The sequence below is a fragment of the Stygiolobus azoricus genome, from assembly GCF_009729035.1.
Lineage (GTDB): Archaea > Thermoproteota > Thermoprotei_A > Sulfolobales > Sulfolobaceae > Stygiolobus > Stygiolobus azoricus.
In genome coordinates this window covers 56,578-77,561 of sequence record NZ_CP045483.1, presented here as the reverse complement: position 1 = coordinate 77,561, position 20,984 = coordinate 56,578, and the positions used below count along the sequence as shown (strand labels likewise).

At 38.2% G+C, this 20,984-nt stretch carries 23 protein-coding genes; 9 read left to right on the top strand and 14 right to left on the bottom strand.

Features of this window, described 5'->3' with window-relative positions; translation table 11 throughout:
- Positions 1–50 precede the first annotated feature (50 nt).
- Together D1868_RS00430 and D1868_RS00425 are read left to right on the top strand one after the other, a co-directional pair.
- Entirely contained in the window at positions 51–560 is a 510-nt protein-coding gene (locus D1868_RS00430; protein WP_156004796.1) for a hypothetical protein, read from the top strand.
- Entirely contained in the window at positions 557–823 is a 267-nt protein-coding gene (locus D1868_RS00425) for a hypothetical protein (RefSeq protein ID WP_156004795.1), read from the top strand. Before D1868_RS00430 ends, D1868_RS00425 begins: the two co-directional genes overlap by 4 nt.
- Here D1868_RS00425 and D1868_RS00420 read toward each other — a convergent pair.
- Positions 802–1,653, bottom strand: a complete 852-nt coding sequence (locus D1868_RS00420) for a sulfite exporter TauE/SafE family protein (RefSeq protein WP_156004794.1) — start codon at positions 1,651–1,653, stop codon at positions 802–804. The two genes, D1868_RS00425 and D1868_RS00420, sit on opposite strands and share 22 nt — an antisense overlap.
- Positions 1,654–1,982: 329 nt before the next feature.
- Between D1868_RS00420 and D1868_RS00415 the strand changes: the two genes are divergently transcribed.
- From D1868_RS00415 to D1868_RS00405, 3 genes are all read left to right on the top strand, one after another.
- Positions 1,983–2,156 (top strand): hypothetical protein, encoded by a 174-nt coding sequence (locus D1868_RS00415; RefSeq protein WP_156004793.1) that lies wholly within the window; start codon positions 1,983–1,985, stop codon positions 2,154–2,156.
- Between the two features lie 166 nt (positions 2,157–2,322).
- Positions 2,323–2,526 carry a hypothetical protein gene (locus D1868_RS00410; RefSeq protein WP_156004792.1) on the top strand — a complete coding sequence of 68 codons (204 nt, stop codon included), beginning with the start codon at positions 2,323–2,325 and terminating at the stop codon, positions 2,524–2,526.
- Between the two features lie 50 nt (positions 2,527–2,576).
- Positions 2,577–3,809, top strand: a complete 1,233-nt coding sequence (locus D1868_RS00405) for an amidohydrolase family protein (RefSeq protein ID WP_156004791.1) — start codon at positions 2,577–2,579, stop codon at positions 3,807–3,809.
- Positions 3,810–3,915: 106 nt separating this feature from the next.
- Here the strand turns inward: D1868_RS00405 and D1868_RS00400 are convergent, their stop codons facing one another.
- The 5 genes from D1868_RS00400 to D1868_RS00380 form a co-directional block, all read right to left on the bottom strand.
- Complete coding sequence (locus tag D1868_RS00400) at positions 3,916–4,317, bottom strand: hypothetical protein (protein WP_156004790.1); 402 nt, start codon at positions 4,315–4,317, stop codon at positions 3,916–3,918.
- Between the two features lie 51 nt (positions 4,318–4,368).
- A complete protein-coding gene (locus tag D1868_RS00395; protein ID WP_156004789.1) occupies positions 4,369–4,893 on the bottom strand; it encodes an SLOG cluster 4 domain-containing protein in 525 nt (174 codons plus the stop codon).
- 230 nt (positions 4,894–5,123) lie between these two features.
- Entirely contained in the window at positions 5,124–5,540 is a 417-nt protein-coding gene (locus D1868_RS00390; RefSeq protein ID WP_156004788.1) for a hypothetical protein, read from the bottom strand.
- Between the two features lie 29 nt (positions 5,541–5,569).
- Positions 5,570–7,096, bottom strand: coding sequence for a hydantoinase B/oxoprolinase family protein (locus tag D1868_RS00385; protein WP_156004787.1), 1,527 nt, complete (start codon positions 7,094–7,096; stop codon positions 5,570–5,572).
- Between the two features lie 2 nt (positions 7,097–7,098).
- Positions 7,099–9,012, bottom strand: coding sequence for a hydantoinase/oxoprolinase family protein (locus tag D1868_RS00380; protein WP_156004786.1), 1,914 nt, complete (start codon positions 9,010–9,012; stop codon positions 7,099–7,101).
- Positions 9,013–9,537: 525 nt separating this feature from the next.
- On the opposite strand from D1868_RS00380, the gene D1868_RS10875 reads away from it, so the two are divergent.
- Positions 9,538–9,693, top strand: coding sequence for a hypothetical protein (locus D1868_RS10875; RefSeq protein WP_196770252.1), 156 nt, complete (start codon positions 9,538–9,540; stop codon positions 9,691–9,693).
- Here the strand turns inward: D1868_RS10875 and D1868_RS00375 are convergent.
- Entirely contained in the window at positions 9,690–11,678 is a 1,989-nt protein-coding gene (locus D1868_RS00375; RefSeq protein ID WP_156004785.1) for a hypothetical protein, read from the bottom strand. The two genes, D1868_RS10875 and D1868_RS00375, sit on opposite strands and share 4 nt — an antisense overlap.
- Positions 11,679–12,068: 390 nt before the next feature.
- Between D1868_RS00375 and D1868_RS00370 the strand changes: the two genes are divergently transcribed.
- A complete protein-coding gene (locus D1868_RS00370) occupies positions 12,069–12,266 on the top strand; it encodes a hypothetical protein (RefSeq protein ID WP_156004784.1) in 198 nt (65 codons plus the stop codon).
- A 6-nt stretch (positions 12,267–12,272) separates the two neighbouring features.
- Here D1868_RS00370 and D1868_RS00365 read toward each other — a convergent pair whose 3' ends face one another.
- The 3 genes from D1868_RS00365 to D1868_RS00355 all read right to left on the bottom strand — a co-directional run bounded on the left by D1868_RS00365 (position 12,273) and on the right by D1868_RS00355 (position 14,610).
- A complete protein-coding gene (locus D1868_RS00365; RefSeq protein ID WP_156004783.1) occupies positions 12,273–12,752 on the bottom strand; it encodes a dCTP deaminase in 480 nt (159 codons plus the stop codon).
- A gap of 36 nt (positions 12,753–12,788) precedes the next feature.
- The gene (locus tag D1868_RS00360; RefSeq protein WP_156004782.1) at positions 12,789–13,340 is read right to left on the bottom strand and encodes a hypothetical protein; all 552 of its coding nucleotides are present in this window, start codon (positions 13,338–13,340) and stop codon (positions 12,789–12,791) included.
- A 175-nt stretch (positions 13,341–13,515) separates the two neighbouring features.
- Positions 13,516–14,610 carry a hypothetical protein gene (locus D1868_RS00355; protein WP_156004781.1) on the bottom strand — a complete coding sequence of 365 codons (1,095 nt, stop codon included), beginning with the start codon at positions 14,608–14,610 and terminating at the stop codon, positions 13,516–13,518.
- Between the two features lie 230 nt (positions 14,611–14,840).
- Between D1868_RS00355 and D1868_RS00350 the strand changes: the two genes are divergently transcribed.
- Together D1868_RS00350 and D1868_RS00345 are read left to right on the top strand one after the other, a co-directional pair.
- Positions 14,841–15,113: an ACT domain-containing protein gene (locus D1868_RS00350; RefSeq protein WP_156004780.1), complete on the top strand. Its 273-nt coding sequence runs from the start codon at positions 14,841–14,843 to the stop codon at positions 15,111–15,113.
- Between the two features lie 3 nt (positions 15,114–15,116).
- The gene (locus D1868_RS00345) at positions 15,117–16,454 is read left to right on the top strand and encodes a DUF711 family protein (protein ID WP_156004779.1); all 1,338 of its coding nucleotides are present in this window, start codon (positions 15,117–15,119) and stop codon (positions 16,452–16,454) included.
- Between the two features lie 161 nt (positions 16,455–16,615).
- Here D1868_RS00345 and D1868_RS00340 read toward each other — a convergent pair whose 3' ends face one another.
- The 4 genes from D1868_RS00340 to D1868_RS00325 form a co-directional block, all read right to left on the bottom strand.
- Complete coding sequence (locus D1868_RS00340) at positions 16,616–17,647, bottom strand: hypothetical protein (RefSeq protein WP_156004778.1); 1,032 nt, start codon at positions 17,645–17,647, stop codon at positions 16,616–16,618.
- Between the two features lie 67 nt (positions 17,648–17,714).
- On the bottom strand, positions 17,715–18,056 hold the full coding sequence (locus D1868_RS00335) for a DsrE family protein (protein WP_156004777.1): 342 nt from the start codon (positions 18,054–18,056) through the stop codon (positions 17,715–17,717).
- 31 nt (positions 18,057–18,087) lie between these two features.
- Positions 18,088–20,151: a hypothetical protein gene (locus D1868_RS00330; protein ID WP_156004776.1), complete on the bottom strand. Its 2,064-nt coding sequence runs from the start codon at positions 20,149–20,151 to the stop codon at positions 18,088–18,090.
- 49 nt (positions 20,152–20,200) lie between these two features.
- Complete coding sequence (locus D1868_RS00325) at positions 20,201–20,935, bottom strand: glycosyltransferase (RefSeq protein ID WP_156004775.1); 735 nt, start codon at positions 20,933–20,935, stop codon at positions 20,201–20,203.
- Positions 20,936–20,984 lie beyond the last annotated feature (49 nt).

Here is a 20,984-nt window from a genome sequence, read left to right as displayed (position 1 = left end):
TAACGTTAAATGTGGGAAACCTTTTAAACAATAGGAAGGGAAAATAGGTAGTGGATCTGCTACTATACTCTGGAATAGCATCGGTAATGGTTGTCGTGATAGTGGCGATCTTATACTTGTCAGAGAGGGTGAAAAATTACGCTGGGTTATTCCTTGTATATTTCCTTCTTGGCATGATGGCAATAATGTTTCTTAGTGCTATCTATTATTTATATTACCCCCCGTCTTTCTCACTTGCCTTAGCCTTTCTCACCAATAGTATTTATATGGTATCGTTACTAGTCCCGTTCTTTTTAGTAGCTAAAAAGCTTACTTCGAAGGAATACAGAGGTGGGCATGAGATATACATATCCGTTTTGGCAGTAATCAATGAATTCCTGATGGGTTATACTTTTAATTTAGCCTACTTAGGAAGTTCGTACTTCGAAAATACCTTGGACGTGTTTAACTATTCTGTTAACTCTTACTGGTTCTTCTATCCTATGATGGCTGAAATGTTATCCCTTTATATAATAAATTATATACGAAACGGGAACGTGAGAAAAGACCCTTCCCCTTGATAGGAATCGCTACATTCCCTCCCATCCTGCTTGCTGATCCGTTCTGGGTATACTCTACGATTATAATAACCTTAGGTCTGTGCTTGATAGGGCTTTTCAACTCTAAAGAAATGATTCTTAGGATAGTTTACCTTGTTCTAGTCTTAGGAACACTTCTTACCTTCTTCACGCCTTATCTATATGAACTTGGAATACTTTTTGGAATGGTCTTATATTATCAAAAGGTCTTAAATGAAAAAACTCAAAATGCCTTTAACGCATAAGCATTTTGGTACATTAAGTAAATTGCTACCAAAATTATTATCACGGCGAAGACTTTTCTTAACATCCCTCTTGGTAGGCTGCTGGCTATTTTCGCACCTACATACCCTCCTGCCACACCTCCAGCTAAATATAATATACTGATCACAGGATCTATTTCACCAGCTAACGCGTAAGTTAAAGCTCCAGTGACACCGAAAGTTCCTACAGATATCAGTGAAGTTCCTACAGCTTTAATCATGCATAAACCAGTACTGAAGAGTAATCCGGGGACTATTAAGAATCCTCCACCTATTCCGAAGAAACCTGAAGCAAAGCCTACAGCAAATCCGACCGGAATAATTCTAGCGAAGTTAATTCTTCTTAAAGACTCTATTAAGCCTTGCGAATTAGTGTTAGGTTCTGCTACCTTAGTACTCTTGGGTCTATCCTTTCCTTTGTAAACCATTACTGCTATTACAATCATTAAAATTCCGAATAAGAAAAGCAAGAGCCCTCCGTGAACTAACAGCCCAACTCTAGCACCGGTGTAAGTTCCTAATATTCCCGGTATTGTAAACGCTATTCCCTCTACAATCCTTACGTTTCCCTTTCTCCAGTGGATAAAAGCGTTTATATATGCGTTTAATCCTACAGCGAGTGCTGTAGTCCCAATCACCACGTGATCTATATAGTTAGAGTTCACTCCTGGTAAATACGCTAGACCTACAAAGTAGAGGAGTAGAGGTATTGCTAGTATAGAACCTCCTCCTCCTATTAGCCCTAAACTGAAGCCCACTAGAAATCCTGAGATTACCGAGAGCACGTATTGGAGTAAAGTGAGCTCAAGCATAAGTGAGTTATTATTTTTTTTAGTTAAAAAAGTTTAGTTTAAACAAAAACAACTATTCAATTGAACTTGATTAATGAAGATTGACAAAGGAGACGTGAATCAGAGATAAAGTAGTCTAAATTCAAGGTAGAGGTTGAAATATAACATTTTTAACTTTTCGTTAAGGAGGTTTAAACTAGAGTAGTTGTTGATTTTTAATAAGTTAAATTACTTTATTCTAATTATTTATTTTAGTTTCGAAATGCTTAAACAACCGTCCTCATTTTTAATACTCTTAATCCAAATAATTAGATTAAGTCTTATATACTTTATTTAAGGTAATTTGTTTTATGAAATCAAATATCTCAAAATACTATACGATAAGGAAAAGTGACTGGTGCAGTACTGGGTATGGACTATACGAGTGTGAAAGAGATAAATGCAGGCTTATAGCTTGTACTACACCATTCTCGTTATCGACTGCGATAGACTTAAGCTTTTATACAAAAATTGCTAAAAGTTAATTCCTTTTTTAAAGTTCTGACATTTTTTCAATTTATATTTAATTAAGGTAATTTTTATAATTTATATTGTAATTTAAAATTTGTTAAGCTGATTAACACTGTTTAATAAACAGTGATCAAGGACTCTCTGAAAAACGTTTATAATCCCTTTATCCTACTCATGACTATGCAGAATATAATAGTAGTAGATATGAGTCAAAAAGACTTAGAGGAAGTTAGAAATAAGTCTAAGGAGTTGCTTAAAAAATTGAAGAGAAATGAAACTCTTATTCTGATGAGTGATGTAGATATATCCTACTTGTTTAGGGGGTATGAAGTTGAGAAGGCTAAAGAAGATGGAATTTGGATAATCAGTGTTAGGAGAAACTGACCGTTCGATAAGATATAACGTTTATAACATACGTTTTCTTATGTCTCATGATGTATATCGTTAAAAATGCTAAACTTCTTGACGGTAGAAAAGTTAGCATAGGAATTGAGAACGGGATAATCACATGTGTAGGGGAATGTAGAGGAGAAGAACTCGTTGACGCTGGAGGTAAGCTAGTTATACCTCCTTACTTTAACATGCACTTCCACCTTGACAGTGTTTTCCTTCCAGTACAAAACATTAGCGGCACTCTTTGGGAGGGTATAAGGATATGGAAAGAAATTAAAGGAAAACTAACTGAAGACGATGTGATAAAGAGAGCTACGACAGCTGTGAAACTCATGGTAGCTTACGGGACTTTATGGATCAGAAGTCATGCAGACATAACGGAAAAGGAGTTTAAAATATTAAGAGCTCTATTGAAAGTAAGAGAGGAACTAAAGAAAATAGCGGACATTCAAATAACTGCTTTTCCCCAAGACGGGATATATACAGACAAGGGTAACGATGAACTGCTTTACAAAGCTGTAGAACTAGGTGCGGATAACGTAGGTTTGATCCCTCACAATGAAATAACACGAGAGGATGGAGTAAATTCAATAGATCTAGCCTTTAACATAGCTAAAGAGTTTAACAAAGATGTGGACGGTCACATTGACGAAACTGACGACCCCAACTCAAGGTATTTAGAGGTTGTGGCTAAAAAGACAATAGAGAACAATTGGTTTAACAGAGTCACTGCAGGACACGTCACAGCAATGCATAGTTGGGATAAGGCATATAGATATAGGATTTTACCCATTGTTTCAAAGGCTGGAATTACAGTAATACCGAACCCCCTTGTAAATGCTGTACTTCAGGGGAGGTTAGATGAATATCCTAAGAGAAGAGGAATGGCACCTATTAGGGAACTGCTTGATCACGGAGTGAACGTAGCTTTGGGGCATGACTGTATTATGGATCCTTGGTATCCTTTAGGAAGCGGTAATATGTTACAAGTACTGTTTATGGCAATTCATTTAGATCAACTTACAGGTTTTGACGAGTTGAGAAATTCGATAAATCTGATAACTTATAACGCAGCTAGAGCTTGGAGAACGGAATATGGTATAGAAGAAGGCAAAAAGGCGAATTTATTAGTCACTAATGCTGAAGACGAAATTGACCTCATAAGGTTCATGGAACCTCCGAGATACGTAATAAGGGAAGGAGAAGTCATAGCGAAAGATGGTAGGTACGTCCTTATAAACGGAAGATGGGAAGAAGTTAAAAGGAAACCGTGACTCAGGAAGGCCATGACTCAGGAAGGCCAGGTGAAGTCATCCAGTCTTATACTGGCGATGTCATCACTCAAGTTTACTATACTAACGGCGAAATAATTAATTTTTACTACATATACATTGGTGGTCTGTCCCCTTTGTTCATTAAGTGTAAATCTATCGGGTCTGTCAGTTTTTCAGCCAATAAGTATGCGTAACTTGTCCTGCCGAACTTTTGGGCTGTTATTTCAGTAGTAATTTTTCTCACTTCTCTTTCGTCGGCAATTCCGACTAAGTGCAAGTATTCATGGAGTATAACTACGTATAAATATTCTCTCGATTTAATGGGGTCATTTTTAACTAAGCTGAATGGTATTGAATTTAAATATATAGTATAATCATTAGCTTTAACGTAACCTAGTATTGTGGGGTTAAAGGGAATCAGCTTGACGGAAGCATTGGTTCTTTTACCTAAACGCTTGTAGACATCTTCGGCTACTTCATCTAATATAATGGAAAAAGCGTCTGGCATGGTATAAAACTCTTAAACAAAGCATAAAGATGTTTGTTCTAAATACCCGGTTTAACCGAAGTCGGTTTTCACAGTTGTAAACTCTTCAGAACAGATAACTTTAGCTATCTTTTCAGGATCCGAAAAGTACTTTATATCAACTACTGCCCTATCGTCGAAATAACGTGGATAAGCCTTCCGTAGTTCGTCCGTAGGCATATTTGCGTCTACCAGAACGAATGTGGGTTTTCCCATAGCGTAAGCCATCGCAATCTCTATTAGCGTACCTACTCCTCCGCCTAACGATACTAGGACATCTGATGAACGTACTAGCATAACCGACCTGCATCTGTATTCACACCCAGTATTTACTCTAATCACTTCTGATGGTATTTTTACGTCTTCCCTTTCCACGGGTAGAAAAATTACAACTTGTAAACCTCTTGAAATTGCCTCATCAGCAATTATCTTCATAAGTCCCCAATAACCGCCCAGCAATATTCTGGGTTTACAGGTTAACGAATCTATAAACCTTTTCACTTTCTCTTCAGCTTCTTTAGAAGGTATTGAACTGTGGGCTGCAATTCCTAATTGCATAAGTACCAAGAAGAAATAAACAAAAAACTTACATAAAAGTTAACTTTAATTTTTTTCTATTCAATTTAGTCTACTACAACTTTAGGAGTTTCTAAAATTTCAGCTTCTTTCTTCTTCCTACTGCTCATTATCTTGCTAATCGTATTGCTTTCTTGTTTTTCTTGTTGTATTACTTGTTGCATAGTGTATTCTCATCAAGAATATTTATAAACTTTTTCAATTAGGAAAGCTTACTTTTCGTTATCATTGGGTGTTTTCTCTCCACTCAAAGTAGAATAGAGAAGGTCAGGATTTAGGATCTTAGGTAAAGTTATTCTTTTCCCGTCCTTCGTGTAAATTGTTAAATCACCCATGTATATTCTTCCTTCTATTCGCCTATTCTCTATAATCACACTTCTTATATCCGTTAAGTCTAATATCTTTCTACCTAGAGCATAAAGGGATCTGTTTTCTATCTTATAAGCATAAAATAACTTGGAAGGAATAAACAAAGTTACGAGAGTTACAAAAACAATGATAAGATCAACCAGATATGACGACGTACCAAAGACTACAATTTCTAGTATTAAGATCGGTATAAAACCCGCTAATATTGACAATCTTAAGAAAGATTTACGACGATAGGAATAATAATCATCAAATATCATTTTTGATTTGTAAGAAATAGATATTGACTTTAAAAAGCATTTAGAGATAATACTATTGTTAATCCTTCAGGTTTCCCGTATCCCCCTCCACCAGGAGTCTCTATTATAACCTCATCCCCTGCTTCAAGCTCCGTAGAAAATTTACTTGGCATAACTTCTATTTTTCCATTCTCTCTCCTTATGGTTACTGCCCCAGGCTTTCCATTCTCTCCTCCATATAACCCCCAAGGGCCTATCTTAAATCTATCAGCTAGGATAGACAACTTAATTTTATCGAGGGCTATAAAACTTCTTATAATCCCATCTCCTCCCTTATACTTTCCCTTTCCTCCGTTACCTTCTCTAATCTTATATGAAGTAAAGAGGATAGGGTAGGAAGACTCCGCAACCTCAATAGGGGTATTCATAGTGTTCGTCATATTGACATGAACGGCCGAGACACCGTCGGAATTAGGTCTCGCCCCACTACCACCACCTATTGTTTCATAATAGGCCCAATATTTGCCATCATGAATGCCTCCCATCATCACGTTCATCATAGTTCCTGATCCCGCAGCTGGAATTGGTAAAAATTTTGACAAGGCTAAGAATGTAACATCTGCTATCCTTTGTGATGTTTCCACGTTACCACCACCCACAGCAGCGGGTTTTCTTGGGTTTACTAAAGAACCCTCCTCGGCCTTCACTTCTATAAACGAGTAAAAACCTTCGTTAGTAGGTATTTCCTTATTTATTGCAGACCTTATTGCAAATGACACAGAAGAATAAGTCACTCCAATCACTGCGTTAAGAGGTCCATTTATTTGTGGGTGTGTCCCTGAGAAGTCTGCAATCACCTTGTCCTCCTTTACGATTAATGAGAGCTTAATTTTGAGTAAGGAGTCCTTCCACTCTATGTAATCTTCAGCCTCATATATTCCTTCCTTCCACCTCGGTAACAACGATTTAGTGTGTTCAATACTCTTCTCCCATGCGTTAAGGACGTTCTCTAAACCATACTTATCAAAGAGCTCCTTCAGTCTTTTTACTCCCATGTTGTTTGCAGAAACTTGAGCCTTTATATCTCCCAAGGATATCTCTGGAGTCTTAAAGTTCTCTTTTATTATCTTCAAGACCTCGTCATTAAGCGGCATGGGAGGGATAACTACTCCTTCTTCATATAAGGTAGACGCATTAGGATTAATACTCCCCGGAGATGGGCCTCCTACATCAACATGGTGAGCCTTATTAACTACGTATGCGACTAAATCGCCTCTATAAAACACTGGCGTTATTATCCCTACGTCGTTTAAATGTGTGCCTGAAATATAAGGATCGTTAAATATAACAGTCTCCGAGTTAACATAAGGGAGTACGTTTTTCACTGCAACTTTAAATGAGCCCAAATGAACTGGAATGTGTTCGGCTTGGGCTACTATTCTACCCTCCTTATCCACTATTGCACAGCTATGATCCATTCTCTCCCTAATGTTCGGAGAGAGGGCAGCTCTTTTGAGGAGGACGCCCATTTCTTCCGCTATGAAAGTAGTAGCCTTATCAATTACTTCCCACTTCATGGTCAGACCCTCCTGAGTATAATAGACCCAAACTTACTAACTTCGAATTCCCACCCATCCTTTACCACTGTAGTAGAACTATACTCCTCTATTATTGCCGGTCCCTTTGCCTTAAACCCCTTGGGTAAGGTTTCCCTCTTATATACTTCAACCTCAGTCCAGTCTCCTAAATACACTTTCCTTTTACTTACTTTTACTTCACCACTAGTTTGCTCTGTGAGCTTAAGGTCGATAAGTCTTTTGACACCGAAAACCCTAACTAGGACGACTTCTATCGGATACGGTAAAGTATAACCGTATGTCGAGAGGTATTTCTCTTCGAAAGCTTTACGATAGTCTTGTCCTTTTTCTACCCTTACAGTTAGCTCCCAACCTTGTCCTTTGTACCTAGCGTCAATATACCTTATGAAGTAATCAACGTCGTGGATATTACTCTCAAGTTCTTCAAATGCCTTATCAACGTCCTCAGGAAATGCTTTTCTAGCCTCAAATCGCAGATCAGCAGTTAGTAAAGATAGTGCGCTGAATAACCCAGGATGGGGTGGGACAATTACTTCTCTAATTCCCATTTCATCAGCAAGTTCAAGAGCGAATTGGGGACCAGCTCCTCCAAACGCAAATAACGTAAAGTTCTCAGGGTCTAATCCCCTCTCTACAGTAACGAGTCTGATTGCCCTAGCCATTTCAACGCTTGCGAGTTTTATGGCTTCCTCTGCAATGTCTATTGGGTCACCTAACTTTGATAATGCAGCTTCGGCAGATTTAATGTCTAACCTCATTTCACCTGAGAGTAAGTCCCCTATTTTACCCTCAACAGCCATAGCATCTGTCAATGTGGGGTAAACGCCTCCCCTACCGTAACACACTGGACCCGGATCTGCACCAGCGCTTATTGGACCAACTCTAAGTGCACCTCCTTCATCAACCCATATTATCGTACCTCCACCTGCAGAGACTTCGGCAAGATCTACAAATGGAAATCTCACTGGATAGCCAGAACCTTTTATAATCCTCCCGTGGTGTGTCCTCCCCCCAACTTCGTATTCAGAAGTAATCTCTACTTCGCCGTTAACTATTGCCCCTGCTTTAGCCGTAGTACCGCCCATGTCGAAACTTATTACGTCTTTATATCCCAATTTCTCCGCGAATACTTTAGCACCTATTAGTCCAGCTGAGGGACCGCTTTCTATTATCTGTACTGGTCTCCTTACCGTTTCCTCTAAGGTTATCAGTCCTCCAGAACTAGACATTATGTACACCTCTTCGGCAAGACTTCGTAGTCCTTCAACATATCTCGACACTATAGGCATAAGCATTGCATTGATCACTGTCGTAGAAGTCCTTTCGTACTCCCTTTGTTCAGGTGACACTTCATGGGAGGCTACAACGTATTTAAAGAACTTAGACAAGTAGTCTTTAACCTTCTTTTCATTTTCGGGATTCTTATAAGAATGGAGGAAGGAAATAGCTACTGCCTCGTAACTTTTCTTGAGCAGTTCGTCCAAATCTTTTAAGTTAGGTTCCTTTATGACTTTACCGTCTGGAGTTGTCCTCTCGTCGACTTCATATCTTGAGTCCCTTGGAACTAGAGGTTTAGGTTTGGTAAAGTAGAGATTATAGAGTTCTGGTCTGTTTTGTCTACCGATTTCTATGATATCTCTGAAACCCTTAGTTACGACTAGGGCTGTACGCGGTAACTCTAAGTTAAGTTGTCCTAAAAGTGCGTTAGTTGCGATAGTTGTTGCGTGGAAGAGTTTAGACAATTTCTTGACTCCGAGTTGTTGTAGCCCTTTTCTGACACCTATTTCTGGTTCTTTTGGTGTTGTCAACCCCTTATAAAATCTCAAACTACCGTCGTCTTCTAGGATGATTATGTCAGTAAATGTTCCTCCGATATCAACAGCTGCTAAAGTCATAATTATGATTGAGTGATGTAGAATTATTAAACGTTAGTAGGTAAAGTATTAAAAAGATTTTACTTTTAACGCCCTTGTCTAAAACTAAGTACGGCTATGACATGAAATGTCTTATGGAGAATGTATAAATCTTGTTAAGTCATATTTTCTTTTAAGTCACTTACGAATCTCTGTCAGGGGAGGGGAAGTAACAGTGCGATCAACTAGGAAGAGTAATAGAAATAAAAAACTTTATATTCTTTGTCTAAATCGTTATTAAATCTAAAAAAGAGAGAAGATAGTTTTGATTCGAAAATTAAACTAATACTTCCGAATTTTAAACCATTTGATGACGTAATACGTATAAATGTATCAAGGTAATTATTTAAAAATAATCCGCGGATATACGGTTTTAGGAAGAGTTAAGAGGGAACTAAAGGAGAAGAGTTTAGACTATCTTAGTTTTATCCTATGAATGACTTTTCCTATTTTTTTAGGAGTAAGGGATAGATAACGCCTTATATATGAAATTCGATAGAAATTTTGATGAGAACGGAAGTTACGCTTACCTTAGATGAAGAAATCTTAAGGCAAGTTGAGCTCTACGCTTTAAGCGAAGGGTTATCATTAGATGACGCTTTCAATGTCATAATTGAGAAGCTGATATTAGATGAAATCTCAAAAGGTCATGACTTGACCTAAATTGAAAGTAATAACTCTTTTTTATTTAACTTTCCGCTCAAAAGCATTTTGCCCGGAATAGTCCTGTTTAAAACGTCTTCTACAGCTTTATTTGGGTTTAAAACGTAATTGTCGCATTCCGTAATGTCAGAAGTATTTATACACTCTTCAAAGGCTTGTTCCTGACTAATCTCGCCTAATTTGTACATAATAGCAGGGACCATAGTGTCCTTATGGGCAGTAACTAACGCAAACTCAACCTTATTACAACTACCGAAATAACAGTCTACAAGGACTTTAACGTAAGGTACATGACGGAGTAAATGAGAGTACGCTTCGTAAGTTACACTATCGTCGTTAGAGACTACGTAAAAGGACAAGACTATAGCCTTAGTTTGTGGTAGGATCTCTACTTTGTTCTTTACCTCGTTCCACAACTCTTTAGTGTATTCCGAAACGTCCTGACCTTTTAGAACCATCGTTTTTGCCCATAGTATCCTGCAATTCACCATCGTATCCATTATCTCAGAATTAACGCAGTGTATGAGATGCTTTTGTGCCTCATCGGGATACCCTGCATAAACCAAGAACTTTCCTAATGTGCTCTCATAATATTCCTTCCTTATAACTAGCCACTTATCAGTGTCAATCCCGAGATACCTAGTGTAATCCTTTACCAAAATAGGGGGATCAGAAAGGGCTTTCCTTATGCTCAGGTCTAAGTCCCTATCATATCTGGCGTTAAGTTCGTCTATTCCACCATCTATCAGAGCTACTTTGCACTGTTCTATACCTTCCATGCATATTGTAGCTATGAAAGGCTTAGCATCACTTGTAACGTCAACTAAGTAGGGGAGTATCAACGACTTTGCTATCCAATCTCCCTTATCCATTATCTTCTCTGCGTAAGGTAGTATCTTATCTCTCAAGTACAAGGACATAGTCCTCACGTAAACACCTAAAGCTCGTAAACTTTCTGTGTCGTTCGCCTTATCAGCGTAGAAACGACCCAAATACTCGTGCAAGACCTGAGCGGAGAACTCGTTCATTACGTATTTAGTAATACTGCTAAGGATCTCTTTAGAGCACACTCCCTCTCTATCTGAGGATCCGTATCTGATAGCGTCATCTGAAGTCCTCCCGCATCCCCTAAAAGGTAGCCTCAAGGTTATCCTACTAGGGTATAAAACTGCTTGTCTGATACTTAAGGGTAGTTCATGCTCGACACAGAGCTGAGGGCACTTATCGCAGAGGTAACCAGCTTTGCTAACTGTAACCGAAACTAAGAACGCTTGCCTAATGCACTCTTCATCAAAGCGCAAGATTATGTCTTGGAGTTTCAGCATTGTCTCCTCTTCCCCTAAGTCTTTCGCCATATCTTCCAAAACTTCTTCCACTAGGAGTTCAAGTTTCTGGGAGAGTATGTTTTCACCTACAATTGATCTGGGTAAGACACCCAGTTTTCCCCTGATTTTGACGAGTATAGGTTCTACGTTTAGGGACTTTATGTACTCCCTTATAATGTCCTCAGGGGACTCAAAGTTGACTTCCTTGTTCAACAGCTTTAAGTACTTCGCGCCTACAGCGTAACCATAGCTAAACTCCTTCAAACGTTTCTTAACTTCGCTACTATATTTGTTTCCTAAAATCTGATCTACAACATGTCTGAGGTCTAGCTCGATTACATCGTGATTATAAGAGGATAGAATTTCCTTGAAAGGTTCAAGGGTGTGAGTCACTATTATAACTTTCTTTCCTCCTTTGTCGAAGAACTCGAGAATATTACTAATCGCCTTTCTTTGGTCAAATACTCTATAATTTGTTAAGGTTGTACTGGGATCATAAACATCCACTACCCCTATATAATCCTTAAGCGAGATGTAATCGGAGGTGTTTACGCTCCTTAGGTCGATCCACTTTTTACCCTTTAAGAGTTGCTTTACATAAGTGGTCTTTCCTATCCCTTTCCCTCCTAAGTAAAAGGTCAGCTTTTCCCTTTCGGTCAACTTATAAGATACTACTAGTCAAAACGTAATAAGTTATGAGGACTTCTTCGGTGAGTCTTAAATTCACCCCCAAGTTAATATAAACTTCAGCCAGTACCGTGGAGAAATAAGGCTTGTGAAATTCCTTGAGGATAATAAGTTAACTGATGACTGTACTTACTTCCATGGTAGTTTGGTACTGTTTATTTAAATCCCATAATACCAACTCTTATTTCAACATTTAAGATATAAAATTCTATGTAATATGAGGTTAATTTTCTCTAATAAGCTTGGTCATTATTATTAAAAATCGGTCTTTTCCTATTTTTAAGATAAGGAAATACTTATTAATGTTCTCGTAGTATAGTTACAAGATGCTACGGGTTCTCTTTGCTCCCCTCAAAGACCTAAATGACAAGTCAGTTATTTCCGGATTTGCACAAGTTCAAGGACATCAGGAGTCTAAAGATACATCTTGAGAAGTTCGGAGTCGAAGAATGCCCGGTATGTAAGGCGAAGATCAAGGGTAAGACTTTCGGCAATTGGAAGAGACATGCTAGGATGAAAAGGGACGAAGAACATCGGAAGTTACTAGAGATGGTCAGTTAGCCAACATCAGATTATTTTTCCAAACTGGTATTGCCCGCGATAAGTCTTCTCTGTAGGTTTTTTTAGCTCCATGAAAATCACGTGATGTGTGGCCATGCCCTTTCTTAGAGAGGACTCGTAAAAGCTAGTTATTGCAACTGTGATTTTTCCTTGATAACCAGCGTCTATTACTGTAGGTGGGGCTTGAAAACCGTTTCTAGCCATGGTGCTCCTCAGTGTAAGCAATGCAGCTAAGTTATCCGGCATTCTGAATTCCTCACACGTCTCAAAAAGATACGTTTTTAACGGTTTCAATCTAGCAACTTCATTAAAGTGAAATGACATTACCTCGCTTTTCTTTTCTGGTAACTCTGCATTACCTAGCACTTCGTAGTATTTATCTCCACAAATTCTCAGATCGTAACCATTTTCCCTAACGTTTTGCTCTGAATAGTTTATGATTACTTTTCCTAATAACTCCCTTATATCTTGATGAGGGAGGATCATTTAATTAAATTGATTTTCGACAAACGGATTTAACTGTTACACTTCATTGCTGTTATTTACCCACACCTTTACTTTATACTTCCCCCTTAACTCCTGAGTAACTTCGTACTGTATTTTTAGACCGTTGCATGCCATTGTAGTCCTAATTTTATCTTCCGATAGTTCAAGGGAGGGACTAGGACAGTCTGAGGGATTTATCCCTAAACTAGATATAAAGTTCTCGACCTTGCTCTTTGCCTCTTCCACACTAGAGGAATAGAATTCAGTGTAAATCCCATTTCCGCTTACAGAAGTAATACTCAGCTTTGATAATATTAGGTACACAGTTGCTAATGATATTATAACACCTACAGCAGACATAACCACTGTAATAACCGGTAATAAATTGCCTAATATGGGTGCTCTTATCACGGAAAATGTTAAGTAAATGTAAAATGATGAAGCCAAAATTGAAGATATTGCTGTAGATATCATGCCCTTTTTGAAGTCCCTCTCTATAAACGCGTCAACAGCTCCAAATATTGCGGGACCTATGACGGGTATCCACCAAAGACCTATAGCTATCGGTATCTCATATTGAAGTTTCATGCTCAATGAGCATCTCATTCAACACTTTTAAGCGTTATTTATAAAACTAAGAAGTTAAGAGCCTTAGACTTTTTCTTACACTTAAAGATTCAATATACTCTATATTTAAATTAAGAGAATATTAGAACTTATATGAAAAAAGTTTATCTTTGCAAATAGTCCTTCACTTTAAAAACTATGCGAACTTAAAATAGGGTTCTATTCCTTCATAAGCCACGTGTTTTATTCCTCGAGGGACAATTAGTTCGATTCTCCTTAGGCTAGGTATTCTGACCCTTCTATTTTCAATTCTAGCCATTATCAGTAAAGCAAATAGAAGTGCTATAAGACCTGCATAAACAAAGGGCAGTGAGTAGCTAACTATGTAGGCTAAAGACGAGATGATGTATCCTATTGTCCACAACGAAGCTTCCATAGTAGCTACTCTAATTGCAGTCTTGAAACTTCTGGGGTTTACGCTACCGACTCCAGAGCTCAGGACAGCCTCCGATAGTCCGTAGTAAAAACCTCCTAACGCTACAAAGGAGTTTACGATCACTGTTGAAAAGATCAGCAGCGCCACAGCTAAGGAGTTATTATTTCTCCACGATATCCATGTTAACAATATGCCGACGATTTCCCCTATCTCGTACGTTAGCCAAACGGTTGATAACTCAAAGGACTTCAGCTCATATAAGAAGGGGAGGGCTAGAGATAAGGGAAGAACGGAGAAGATAAGCGGAATTAAACTTTCCTTATTTTCGGAACGTCCCTCCCCTTCAATACTAAATTTTACCCAGGTTAACGGAACTGCTGCCAGAATCATCAGTACCCCTGAAATTATGAAGGTAGCTCTGACTCCAATGTGAAGTGTTATTAATCCCCCTACAATAGGTAATATCAATGCAGGAATCATAGAAATCGCCCAAGTCTTTGAGAACTGCTCTTTCTCTGCTCTTGATAAATTGTAGTAGAAGAACGGTACGGCAATCCAATAAGTGTTGTACGTTATTAAACCTAATATTGCCATTACAGCATTATTTGACAGCCCTAGCATGATGAGACCTAGTCCAGAAATCACTATCGACATCTTAATGATGCTTTCGTCTCTAAATACTTTTAGTAGATTTATAAAGAGTATTCCAGCGATAGAACTTATTATATATGTTAAGTCTACAAGAAGAGGAGTAGATATAGAACTCTCAAGAAGAATAGTTAAGTATGGAGAAAATAGATATAGAGATACTCCCCATAAAGTCCAACTTATAGCTATATACTTCAGGAATCGCAATTCTGGTCACCTCTATAGTCTCCCTCATCTTACTTTTCCTACTATATATATAACAGGATAGTATAAATATTTTGCTCAGAGTTGGTGGTGGGAATCCTGAATCAAATTTTAAAATGTAATTTATAATATATAGCACATATCACAATTTATCTACAATTATAAATAAGTTCTAGAACTAATATACGGAAAAAATCCCAAGAGTTAAATTACTCTACTCGTACATAATCCAGATGGAGAACGCTATAATTATCGTAGTTGGGGCTGATAAACCGGGAATAGTGGCTGGGATCGCATCTAAGCTTGCGGAAAATAACGCCAACATAATAGACATTTCACAGACCGTAGTCAGAGGAATATTCGCAATGATAATGGTGGTAGACATATCGAAATGTAAAGTGTCCCTAGCGGAGTTAAGGAAGCAATTGCAAGAGAAAGGTAAGGAACTAGGAGTAGAAGTGCAAGCCTACCATGAAGAGGTCTTTAGGTATATAGAAAGGGTGTGAAGAATGCGGTACAGTGCTGATGAAATTATCGAAGTCTATAGAATGCTGAGAGAAGAAGAATTAGACATAAGGTCTGTTACATTAAGTATAAACACACTATTCGCACTTGCAGGGAACTTAGAATCAACCATAAAGAGATTGGAGACTTTAAACCAAACCTTGGAAAAGTTCTCTTATGCCGTGGATGAAGTGTCAGGGAAATACGGTATAAGAGTGGTGACTAGAAGGGTTGCTGTATCTCCTATTCAATTCTTCCTAGAAAGTTTATCAGAAGAAGAAGGAATAGAAATAGCTAAATTTTTAGATAAACTAGCCGAGATTCACAAAATAGACTATATAAGTGGTTATTCAGCCTTTGCTGATAGGGGGTTTACTAAAGGTGCTCTAAAGACCCTAAAGACCTTTGCAAAAGCCTTAAACACCACCCGCAGACTGACCGGGATGATAAACGCTGCCTCTACAATTGCCGGGATGAATATGGAGGCAATAAAACTGTATGTCAACGAAATCTTTAACATGCCACCTACCTCGTCTTCTAGGGCAAGTATAATGGCCAACGTACCGCCCGATTCGCCTTTCGTACCTTCAGCCCATCATGGTCTCGGGATGCCTGAAGCTACTATTAACATAGCAGTTAGCGGACCGGGTGTGATAGAAAGCGCAATAAGGAGGAGCAAACCCAAGACACTGGAAGAACTTCATGATGTGATCAAGAGAGCGGCCTTTAAGGTCACAAGGCTCGGCGAATTGATAGGGAAGAGGGTTGCTGAAAAGATGGGGATAAACTTTACAACAGTGGACTTGTCCTTAGCTCCTTCTCCGACGGTTGGGGACAGTGTTGCTGGTATAATAGAGGCGATGGGCATAGAGAAGATGGGAGGTCATGGATCTTTAGCTGCATTAGCAATATTGATGGATGCGGTGAAGAAGGGAGGTGCTATGGCTACCTCAGCGGTAGGAGGGCTTAGTAGTACCTTTATTCCGGTGAGCGAAGACTCAGTTATGATCGAGAGAGCACTTGAAGGGTATATAGACTTTTACACTCTCATCGCCTTATCAGCGGTTTGTAATAGCGGGATAGACATGGTGGGTGTCAGTAAGTCCCAAGGGATGGACAAGGTTATAGGTCTCATATCAGACGTTTTAGCCCTGGGTATTACACTGAACAAAATTCTGGGGGCGAGGATTATTCCAGTAGATTCCCCTCCCGGTTCCTACGTAGACCTAGGAGGACTTTTAGGTAAGGTTGTGGTAATGAAATTGAAGGATGTAGACGTTTCGGGGTTTATTTCCCACGCCGGTTACATGCCTAGCACTATTAAGAGGCTTGAGTTGGGTTAAAGATCCATCTAGACGGTTCTTTTATACCTGTCCTTGTTCTAGCTTTCGGTGACTATTATCACTATAAACTTACCTTTCATGATCTGAACATTTTTAGTCAGGAAATGAAACGTGTATCGCTATTTTACACAGTCTTGGGCTTTATACTTACCTGGTGGTGTTCAAGCCCAACCTAATACTTCCCTGATCTTTTTCTCACGTCTTTTAAGATCTGGAAACACTTTAACGAAGTATTCGAAATATTCCTTAAATATGTCGAGTTCTTCTTTGCTCACAAGGTTATACTTAACAGCTTTGTCCACGTAAACCCATGCTCTGTGATCAAACATAAGGAGCTCTAAATAATACTCCCTGTACTCGGATGTCAGTATTCCGCTCTTTAAGAGTTTTATGAAAATTTTTCCATCAAAGAGTCTCTCGAAAAATACGCTTATGTATTGTGAGATGAGATCCTTTTCTAGAAAAGGAGAAATCCTTGCAATCACTATCCACGTAGACTTAGACCTTATCTTGTTTAGGAGGACTGCGGAGTTAGAGTAAATCTCGTTTTCTGAGATAGCGCCTGATCGTACGAACTCTGGAGAGTAATACCACGTTGTTAAATTCCCCCTTTTAAGCCCGTTAATAACTATTTGTTTGATCGTTCCGTCTTTTCTACTTTTAAGCAAGAATTTCCAGAAGTATTTGGACTTTATTAAGCCAGACTTAACACGAGGATCCTCAAGCACGAGAGAAGGGATTGTAATTCCTCCTCTGTATATGACTTCCCATAACTCTTCGTGTGAAGGCAGTAATTCATACAATTTTTTCTTGTTCTCCTCTATTTTATCCCTAACCAAGTCTATGATTTCAAGAATTATTTCCCACCCCTCAGCTTGCGTAAGTATTTGACTCAATGTATTCTTACGTGAATCTATGAAGTCCCTATCGACTACGCCTTTTTTGAATGCCGATATAATTATTCTCCAAGATGACAGCTTATCTCCTAAATACAGTTCCTTATCTAAGTTTTCTAAAAGAGCTCGTACGTCTCTGATACAAGGTAATAACTTGTCTAGGACTTTAGAATATTTATGGAAAAACCTGGGGTTTTTAACATAATCATCGACCTTATCGCACGATGTAGTAATTATAAGGTTAACTGTGTCCTCATCGGGGTAATATTTCAGAATCTCATCAAGCGGTAAGCCCATAATAGATTTTCTTGTGAGGAAGTTAAATCCGTAAATTATAAACAAAAAAGAAGATGAGATTAAAAAATCAGAAAGTTAATACAGTATACCCATTGTCAGCGAATTTAACTATTACGTCGGCTCCTCTCGATATTTCATTAACGTATACTAAGTCTTCTTTACTCACGCTATAATTCTTCATAGCCATTTCGCATGCGTAAACGGTTATGTTCATTTTCTTTAAATTTTCAGAGGCCTTTGAAACTATTTCTGATATGTTGTTCTTCTTTGATAGGGCTGTAATCCCGGGGCCTAGGAACACCATTTTGACGTCTTGTGCTCCCATCATTTTTAGCCCTTGAGCTACGTTAACCGCAGTATTTACGTTAAGTTGGTCTTGGGACTTGACTACTATGAGGAATTTTGCCATAGAGGAATTTTAAGTTTAAACTTTTTTAAGTTTATTTTTTAATAAGAAAAGCTCTGAAAACATTTAAAACTCTGTTGAAAAGTACCCGAGATGAACCGTACCTACGTAAGATGTATGTGTATAAAATCAACGCTACTAGGTATACTATGGCTATACCATAAGATAAATAGAGCTTCGGTGTAAGCGAGTTATATATAGTCACTTTTCCGTTATCACTCACGTTATACATAATGAACCCAAGCATATTATAGCCTGTTTTTCCCTGAATCTTCCAATAGGGAGAATAAGCAAATGTCAGAAGTATATGTCTGGAGTTACTCACGTTGAAAGTAATTTGATAACCGTTAAAGGTAAATTTAACCGGTTTTAGAATAGAGCTCAAATTCTCACTAAGAGTTATGTTACTGCTGTTAGTCTCGTATACATAGGACGTATTTAAGTTAACTTTGTATATTAAGAAAGGTGAGTAATTTTCGACTAAATCTACTATACCAAACTTTTGTAGAATCTCTAATGACGCAGTGTAGTTTTGAGGAGGGAGATAAATTAAGTCCACGATTCCAACGTTCTGCGCATCTTCCTCGACCACGATATATTTCACGTTGAATAACATAAGGAGGTTTTTAATGGACTGTAAGGTAGTGCTAACGTTATTCTCCCCTCGAATAATGTAGATTAGATAGTTCAATTTAGTTGTAAGTTCCATAAAATATCCTCCTGAATAGGTACCGCCTGCAAGCAAGGGTTTTTTGAGAAAGTATAAGAATATGTTATTACCGTAATACCAACTCGTCCCGTACCAACCGCAAACAGGAAACGGCAAAAGTATTACTGTAAAGTCCCCCTCTTGTTCATTAAGGTAAGTAATTGTCTTTATGAACTGTTGTGGTATACTAATCCTACCAGTGTTATAAGATATTATAACTGGGTAAGGGATTACTAAACTCAGGACTAGGAACAACATAAGAGAGGTAATTAAACCGGCTTTGAACTTAAGTAACTCTTCAAGGAAAGCAGAAATTAACAGTGCATAAGGTAGTGTAATTATTGGTGACAGAAAGAGCGGTGCGTCTCTAAAAGGGGCAAACAAACCGCTGTGCAGTATACCGTATTCTATTAAAGGTCTAAATGGGGTAGTATAAGAGGAAAGTAGACCAACCCCTAGTATCCAAATGAAGTAGAAAAACGCTATATCCTTCCTCTTTTTCAGAAGGGGTATTGTTAAAACGGGAGGAATAATTAGTGACAACAGTAAAACGTAATTTGGGATATAAGTAATGCTTACAGCCCCCAGACTCCTTATTGTAAGGCTAAGAGGGGTGTACGTCTGAAGGTCAGTATATATAGACAAGGAAGTGTTTGCTATTCCACTAAAATATGATACTGTAGGTGCTACAGCTAAGTAAAGCCAGTAGAGTTGACCAAGGATCATTGACAGGATTGAGGCTATTACGACGTTGAACTTCCTTATAAAGTACACAAGTATTATTATCAGATATACAAATTCGAACGGGATCACGTCACCAGATGCGGTAAGGCTTATGAATGCTATTAGTGAGAATGTGAGAAAGTATTTGTAAAATGGAATCTTACCCTTGGAGTAAGCTACCACGAAATAAGTAAGTACTGGTAACGAAAAATAAGTAAAGAGATCATTGAAAAAAATAGAAGAGGAAACGGCTCCTGAGGAGAAGAGGTACCAAGAGGATGGAAAGATCATAGAACCCAGTAATGACGCTATTTTGGAAAAGTAGATCTGGGCTAGTTTGAAAGTAAACACGGTCCCGATATACATGAGCACTAGGGTAAATACCTCTTCGCCGTAGGAACCAAAGACCTCAAAAGGTACTGTGATCCAAGTTACCCATAAGTTTGGAGTGACTACTGGGACGAAGCCGTAAGGGTAGTTAGTGTAGGGTACTACATCGCCCCATTCTAGGTAGTTGAACGTGATGTGTGGATAGATAATAAAACTTTGATCCCCAGCGTAAATTACATGTCCTTTAAAAAGGATGTATGATAATAATAGATCCCAGAAGAAGAGGATTAAGTAATAAGTGTCAATTTTAACCTTCTGGACTTTAGTAATATCCACACATAAGTCTTGACTTCAACTACGTAATAAAATTATTACCACTTACCCTTTACGGTCTTAGTAACTCGAGAATTTTAGATTGTATGTATAAGAACGGTCTAGTATAAATAACATTTCGAAAAGGCGAGTAGTAAACTCTAAGCTTAATGAGGGACAGAAACATCAATATGATGACTTTTAATAACGACTTAGATATCTTACTGTTAATATCGTCATGTATGTACTCGGCTGTTATTTGAACTATCTTAAACCCCCTTCTCTTAAAGGCATAGATCAAGTTAATATCGAATAAAAAGTCGTTAATAATTAGTTCGTCCAAAACTTTTAATGCACTATCTCTCCTTACTAGTTTCATCCCGGCCTGGAAGTCCTTAATTTCCCGGAGAGAGGGGAAGAACAACTTCACTAAGAATTTGAAACCACCGTGAAGGAACCTCCTTAGTTTCGTTTGGTTTTTAAACACTCTGTTTATTATCACAAGGTCTGCGTTGACTTTGGTCATTTCATCTATTTTAGACAAAGGGACTGGTATGTCGGCATCTATAAGCAGAACTTTTTCTGTGCTCGAGAGTTGTATCCCCTTCTTTAAGGATCCCCCTTTGCCTAACCTTATCCTATTTATTTCTATGGCGGCATTTCTATATCTCTTAACGATCTCTGGTGTCTTATCGTTACCTTCAAATATCACTATGATCTGGGAGTTAGGGAATCTCGACGTAAGTTCTTTTAGCGCTTTATCTATTCTCTTCTCCTCATTGTATGCTGGAATTATTATGGAGATCATGATAGTATTGATTAAACAATATTATCACAATCTATATAAGAATTTCTGA

Bases quoted from the DNA above. Each gene is read 5' to 3' on its own strand.
- D1868_RS00400 (WP_156004790.1), bottom strand. From the start codon at position 4,317: ATGCCAGACGCTTTTTCCATTATATTAGATGAAGTAGCCGAAGATGTC.
- D1868_RS00340 (WP_156004778.1), bottom strand. From the start codon at position 17,647: ATGGGCTTACCGCTTGATGAGATTCTGAAATATTACCCCGATGAGGAC.
- D1868_RS00350 (WP_156004780.1), top strand. From the start codon at position 14,841: ATGGAGAACGCTATAATTATCGTAGTTGGGGCTGATAAACCGGGAATA.
- D1868_RS00415 (WP_156004793.1), top strand. From the start codon at position 1,983: ATGAAATCAAATATCTCAAAATACTATACGATAAGGAAAAGTGACTGG.
- D1868_RS00405 (WP_156004791.1), top strand. From the start codon at position 2,577: ATGTATATCGTTAAAAATGCTAAACTTCTTGACGGTAGAAAAGTTAGC.
- D1868_RS10875 (WP_196770252.1), top strand. From the start codon at position 9,538: ATGAGAACGGAAGTTACGCTTACCTTAGATGAAGAAATCTTAAGGCAA.
- D1868_RS00345 (WP_156004779.1), top strand. From the start codon at position 15,117: ATGCGGTACAGTGCTGATGAAATTATCGAAGTCTATAGAATGCTGAGA.
- D1868_RS00360 (WP_156004782.1), bottom strand. From the start codon at position 13,340: ATGAAACTTCAATATGAGATACCGATAGCTATAGGTCTTTGGTGGATA.
- D1868_RS00370 (WP_156004784.1), top strand. From the start codon at position 12,069: ATGACAAGTCAGTTATTTCCGGATTTGCACAAGTTCAAGGACATCAGG.
- D1868_RS00420 (WP_156004794.1), bottom strand. From the start codon at position 1,653: ATGCTTGAGCTCACTTTACTCCAATACGTGCTCTCGGTAATCTCAGGA.
- D1868_RS00385 (WP_156004787.1), bottom strand. From the start codon at position 7,096: ATGAAGTGGGAAGTAATTGATAAGGCTACTACTTTCATAGCGGAAGAA.
- D1868_RS00390 (WP_156004788.1), bottom strand. From the start codon at position 5,540: ATGATATTTGATGATTATTATTCCTATCGTCGTAAATCTTTCTTAAGA.
- D1868_RS00380 (WP_156004786.1), bottom strand. From the start codon at position 9,012: ATGACTTTAGCAGCTGTTGATATCGGAGGAACATTTACTGACATAATC.
- D1868_RS00395 (WP_156004789.1), bottom strand. From the start codon at position 4,893: ATGCAATTAGGAATTGCAGCCCACAGTTCAATACCTTCTAAAGAAGCT.
- D1868_RS00410 (WP_156004792.1), top strand. From the start codon at position 2,323: ATGCAGAATATAATAGTAGTAGATATGAGTCAAAAAGACTTAGAGGAA.
- D1868_RS00365 (WP_156004783.1), bottom strand. From the start codon at position 12,752: ATGATCCTCCCTCATCAAGATATAAGGGAGTTATTAGGAAAAGTAATC.
- D1868_RS00335 (WP_156004777.1), bottom strand. From the start codon at position 18,056: ATGGCAAAATTCCTCATAGTAGTCAAGTCCCAAGACCAACTTAACGTA.
- D1868_RS00325 (WP_156004775.1), bottom strand. From the start codon at position 20,935: ATGATCTCCATAATAATTCCAGCATACAATGAGGAGAAGAGAATAGAT.